This window comes from Martelella sp., from assembly GCF_984369615.1.
This window is the reverse complement of the sequence record NZ_CFHTCS010000302.1, coordinates 1-5,352: the sequence shown is the minus strand read 5'-3', so window position 1 is coordinate 5,352 and position 5,352 is coordinate 1. Positions and strand designations below refer to the sequence as shown.

Here is a 5,352-nt window from a genome sequence, read left to right as displayed (position 1 = left end):
AAAGCACCGGCCAGTCCTTGTAGACGAGCCTGATATTGCCGTCCTCCTCGACGATACGATCAAGGTCCGGGGCCGATGTCTTGCAGAAAGGGCAGTTATAATCGAGGAAGGCCACGATGGTGACGTCGCCCTCGGGATTGCCCGCCTCGGGCGCGTCGGGATCGTGCAGAATGGCATTGACGTCGATAGTCTGGGCCATTGCGGGCATGCCGCCTGCAAGAGTGAACGCCGCCAGCGCGGCAGCGGCCAGGACGGTCCTGCGCTTCATGTCTGTCTCCTTCATTGGTCCTCAGGCGCCGGCCCGGGACAGTTTTTGTGAAATGGTTTCAGGGGTGATGGCGCCGGTGATCCGCGAATTGCCGATCTCCCGGCCGTCGCGATCCACCAGAAAAAGCGTCGGCGGACCGACGACGGAAAACCGGTCCATCAGCGCCCGCGCGTCGCCATTCTGGCGGGTGACGTCGACCGTGATCACGGCAACGTCCTGAAGCCGCGCGGCAATCGCCGGTTCGGCCATGATCTTTTCGTTGGATTTGCAGATCGTGCACCAGTCCGCGGTGAACGAGACCAGCACCGGCGTTTGGCCGGCGCCGGCAAGCGCTTCGTCGAACGCCGCTGACGCGGTGACCCGCGTTTCAGCGACCTGATGGCTGGGTTGCGGACCGCTGGCCAGAAACGCCAACGGCTTGAGCGGGTCGCGCTGGCCGGCGGCCGCGCCGACAAGCATGACCGCGCCGGCGATGAACGTCACGAGGCCGCCGGCCTTTGCTGCGCGTTGCCCCCAGCCGCTTCCGGCGGAAAGGCGGTCGAAGGCGCCGATGAAGACGGCGAGACCGATCGCCGTCGCGCCCCAAAGGGCAAGAGCGGCGGGCGGCGGCAGAAGCCGCGCGACGAGCATCACGGCCACGCCGAGAAAGACGACGCCGAAGGCCTGACGGATCGCCACAAGCCAGGGCCCGGATTTCGGCAGGATACGCGCGCCGAATGTGCCGAAGGCGACCAGCGGCAACCCCATGCCGAGACCGAGGGCAAAGAGTGCTGCAGCGCCCCGGGCGGCCTCGCCGGTGTTGATGGCATAAAGCATCGCCGCCGCCAGTGGCGGGGTAACGCAGGGCCCGATGATGAGCGCGGAGCCGAAGCCCAAAACCGCGGCCCCCGCCACGGAGCCGCCACGCCCGCGACTGGCAAGACGGGCTGTGAGCGCTGACGGCAGCTGAAGCTCGAAGAGGCCGAACATGCCAAGCGCGAGCACGATGAACACGGCCGCCGAAAATCCGAGTGCCCAGGGCGTCTGGAGTGCCGCCTGAAGATTGGCGCCCGACAGACCGGCGACCAGACCGACCAGACCGTAGGCGGCGGCCATGGCCAGCACATAGGAAAGCGACAGGATGAACCCGCGTCCGGCGGAAAGCTTCGTACCAGCGCCTGCCAATGTGGCCGACAGGATCGGGATCATCGGGAAGACGCACGGGGTCAGCGACAACAACAGGCCAAAGCCGAGAAAACCCGCCGCCATCAAGAACACATTGCCGTTGAGATAGGATGCAGCCCGCCCGGTCTCGTCCGGCCCGGTCTCGGCCAGGTTTGTGTCCGGAGCGGCAGGACGAACACGTGAAGCCGTTTGCCAGGGACTGGATGGGGCGGCGGCAGCGCTCAGCCGGTTGCCGCTTCCCGATATCGAAAGGCTCGCCAGATCGATCGTCTTTTCGACCGGCGGATAGCAGATGCCCTGTTCGGCGCAGCCCTGATAGCGCACCGTCAGCCTGTCGGTGCCAAGCCCTTGCGGGAGCGCGGCCTCCACATGGTCGTGATAGACTTCCACATGGCCGAAATTCGGATCGTCCTTTTCAACGCCATCGGGCAAGGCCAACGAAACCGGCTCCCCGCCCTCGCTTGCCTTGATGCTGTCGCGATAGAGATAGGTGCCCGGCGCGATCGTCCAGTCGAGCGTTACCATACCGTTGCCGTCGCGGTTGGCCTGAAGCCGGAAGACCTCGTCGGCGGGCGGCGGCATCTGCCCGAAGGCGGCGCTCGAAAGGCCGACAAGCAAAAGGGCGGCGACGGAATGGGCGAGCAGGAACCGGATCATTGCAGTCATTTGCGATTCTTGATTATCAAAGCAGCGCGTCAGATCATCCCGCCAGCTTAAGTCAGCCTTAAGTTGGCGGGAAAACAACGGCCACGCTCAAACGGAAAGACAGTCCATGCGCATACTCGTGATTGAGGATGATCCGGTTCTGGCCGATGGCCTTGCTGTCGGCCTCAGGCTCAACGGCTACACCGTCGACGCCGTGGCGACCTGCGCCGACGCCCTTGCGGCCATAAAGGCCGGCGCATACGATGCGATCATCCTCGACCTGATGCTGCCGGACGGCTCCGGGCTCGACCTGCTGGCGGATGTCAGACAGGCCGGAAATCGGACGCCCGTGCTGATGCTGACCGCGCTCGATGAAACAGCGGACCGGATTCGCGGTCTCGATGTCGGCGCCGATGACTATATCGGCAAGCCCTTCGATCTGGACGAGCTTACGGCGCGCCTGCGCGCGGTCACGCGCCGCGGCCACGGACAGGCCGAGCCGGTGTTGACCACCAATGGCGTGGCGCTCGACCCTTCGAAGATGCTGGCGACCGTGGAAGGCCGGGAGATTGTCCTGTCGCGCCGCGAATTCGCGATCCTGATGGCGCTGATGGAGCGCCCGGGTGTTATCCGCTCCCGGCAGCAACTGGAAGACCGGCTCTATGGCTGGCAGGAAGAAGTCGAAAGCAATGCCATCGAAGTCCACATCCACAATCTGCGCGCCAAGATCGGCAAAACCAGCATCGAAACCGTGCGCGGGCTTGGTTACCGCATGAGGCCAGACCGATGAATTCCCTGCGTCGCCGTCTTTTCATTCTGCTTGTCGTCGCGTCCGGCATCATCTGGATTGCCGCGGTGATCTGGATTTCGAGCTGGAGCCGCTTCGAGGTTCAGCATGTGCTCGATACCCGGCTTCAGGAGGCCGCCCGCATGGTTCACTCGCTGGTCTCCGGCAGCAATATTGATGCAGCGCGGGAGAACGGAGCATTCGCCCCGATTGATTATGAGAAACAATTGTCGTGTCAGATCTGGTCGCTCGACGGAAATCTTGTGGCCCGCTCCAGCGGGGCACCGGATGAGAGCATCGCGCTCAATGAGGAGGGTTTCGGCGATCGCGAGGTGAATGGCGAGGCGTGGCGGGTCTATACCATCATCGACCCCGAGAAGGGCGTGCGGGTGGTCGTCGGCGACCGCGTCGGCCTTCGCGACCGCCTCGTCCGCGATCTGGTTGCAGGGCTGCTGATCCCGGCAGCGCTGGTGCTTCCGGTGTTCGGCTTTCTCATCTGGTTCAGCCTCGGGCGCGGCCTTCGTCCGCTGAACCGTATCGCCGGCGACATTACCGCCCGCGATGGCGAGGACATGCGCGCGATTGACGCCGAAGACGCCCCGTCCGAGGTCCGGCCTCTGGTGGATGCGCTCAACGGCCTGTTCGGCAAGGTGGATGCAGCACGCAGACATGAGCGTGAGCTGACGGCCTTTGCGGCCCATGAACTGAAAACGCCGCTGGCTGGATTGCGCATGCAGGCGCAGGTCGCGCGCGCTGCAAAAGACGACGCGATGCGCGATCAGGCCCTCAGGCAAATTCTTGTCTCTGTGGACCGAACCGACCGTATGGTCCGCCAGTTGCTGACACTGGCGAAGCTCGAAGCCGGATCGGAGCAGATCAGCCGGGGGCCGACGGTTATCGGTGAAGTGCTGCGCGATGTGATCGCGGGCCTGCCCGAAGGCGGCAAAACGATCATCGACCCGGCTCTGGACCAGTTCAGCGCCGAGACAAATGCCGAAACACTGCATCTGATTTTTCGAAACCTGCAGGAAAATGCGGTTCAGCACGCGGGCGCGAATGGCGAGGTGCGCTGGCGCATGACACCTGAGGGAGATGGACTAACCGTTGAAGATAACGGTCCGGGCGTGCGGGAGGAGGATATCGATCTCCTGACCCGCCGGTTTTATCGCGGCCGCGACAACAAGGCATCCGGCACGGGGCTCGGGCTGACAATTGCCGCGATGGCAGCAAAGCGTCTCGGCGCATCTCTCACCTTCGAGAACGGGGCCGACGGTCAGGGCTTTCGCGTATCGGTCAGGCCGCTCTGAATGTGCATCGACGCCCTGAATGCAGAAATGGCGCGACCTCGTCAGCCGCGCCACATTCCAACAGTGTATCTTTATCTTAAAGTCAGCGCTCAGAAAGCGGCGCCGTGAAGGTCTTTCCTTCAACATCGGTCAGCGTGAGCACCATATCCCCGTTGATATCGGCGCCTGCGGGAACCGCAAAATTCAGTAACGCCTGGCTGCCGAGCTGGCAGCGAACACTGTAGGCCAGCGCCTTGCAGGTCGAATAAGGCGCGAAGCGGTTATCCGTGATATTGAGAACGTCCTTGATCGTAAGCGCATCGACGCCGTAATCGAAGACTGGCTGATCCGTGCCGTTCTTGTCCGCAAGCGTGGCACGGACAATGTAGGCCCCCTGCGTGTCGGGCCCGCGATCCATATAAACATGCACCGAAGCCGTATCCTTGGTCAGCACGCCCTCGCTCATCGTGACGCGGGGATGCAGGTTGTCGAAGCGCTTGCCGAGCGGGCTGTAGATGCCATCGAAGAAGAAGCCATAGAAGAACACCGTGAAGACGAAAGACAGAACGCCCAAAAGCGCGGTAATCGTCACAAAGCGGCTGGGCGTTATGGGAAGCGGACCGCTTGTAAACCAGGCAAGCCAGGGCTTCCTTTCAATACGGCCGGATTTTACGAACAGGTTGTCGATCGAGTAAGGCCCGCTGCCCGTCACCAGCGTCACCGAGGTCATGGCAAAACTGCAGGCCGCCATCGTCCACTCGTCAAGGCAGGTCGTGCCCATCCAGCCGAATATGATCATCAGCACGACTGAAAGCCCCATGCCGATCAGCGACACGAAACGCGTGGCAAGACCCAGCATAAGCCCGACGCCGACCACTAGCTCAACAAGGCTGAAGCTGATGACGGAAATATGCAAAAGCAGCCCGTGATCGAGCATCCAGTGGACGATGTTTCCGAAGCCAAACGGCACTCCGGGTGCTGCATGAACCAGCTTGTTGGCCAGATATCCGGGCGATTCCGGATCGATTTTCTGCGTTGCGTAAATGAAACGACGCGAGAAGCCGCCCCAGTAAACCCATCCGATGACAAGCCGGTTGGCAAGAATCGCGGCTCCGATCAGCTGCCAGACCGACGGGCCGATTGACTGCCCGTCGCCTGTTGTTTTCATAGTCTGCACAGCGGTGCTCCTTTCAGCATTGGAA

General features: G+C 62.6%; 5 protein-coding genes. 2 read left to right on the top strand and 3 right to left on the bottom strand.

Features of this window, described 5'->3' with window-relative positions; all coding sequences use genetic code 11:
• Window positions 1–268, bottom strand: a 268-nt coding sequence (locus AC5DC2_RS18760) for a thioredoxin domain-containing protein (protein ID WP_491699565.1), incomplete at its 3' end; no start/stop codon positions are given.
• Between the two features lie 21 nt (window positions 269–289).
• Entirely contained in the window at window positions 290–2,098 is a 1,809-nt protein-coding gene (gene dsbD, locus AC5DC2_RS18755) for a protein-disulfide reductase DsbD (protein ID WP_491699564.1), read from the bottom strand.
• 106 nt (window positions 2,099–2,204) lie between these two features.
• On the opposite strand from dsbD, the gene AC5DC2_RS18750 reads away from it, so the two are divergent.
• Together AC5DC2_RS18750 and AC5DC2_RS18745 are read left to right on the top strand one after the other, a co-directional pair.
• On the top strand, window positions 2,205–2,867 hold the full coding sequence (locus tag AC5DC2_RS18750) for a response regulator (RefSeq protein ID WP_491699563.1): 663 nt from the start codon (window positions 2,205–2,207) through the stop codon (window positions 2,865–2,867).
• A complete protein-coding gene (locus tag AC5DC2_RS18745; RefSeq protein WP_491699562.1) occupies window positions 2,864–4,171 on the top strand; it encodes a sensor histidine kinase in 1,308 nt (435 codons plus the stop codon). Before AC5DC2_RS18750 ends, AC5DC2_RS18745 begins: the two co-directional genes overlap by 4 nt.
• An 82-nt stretch (window positions 4,172–4,253) precedes the next feature.
• Here AC5DC2_RS18745 and AC5DC2_RS18740 read toward each other — a convergent pair.
• Window positions 4,254–5,352: TQO small subunit DoxD (locus tag AC5DC2_RS18740; protein WP_491699561.1), on the bottom strand; the 1,099-nt coding region annotated here is incomplete at its 5' end.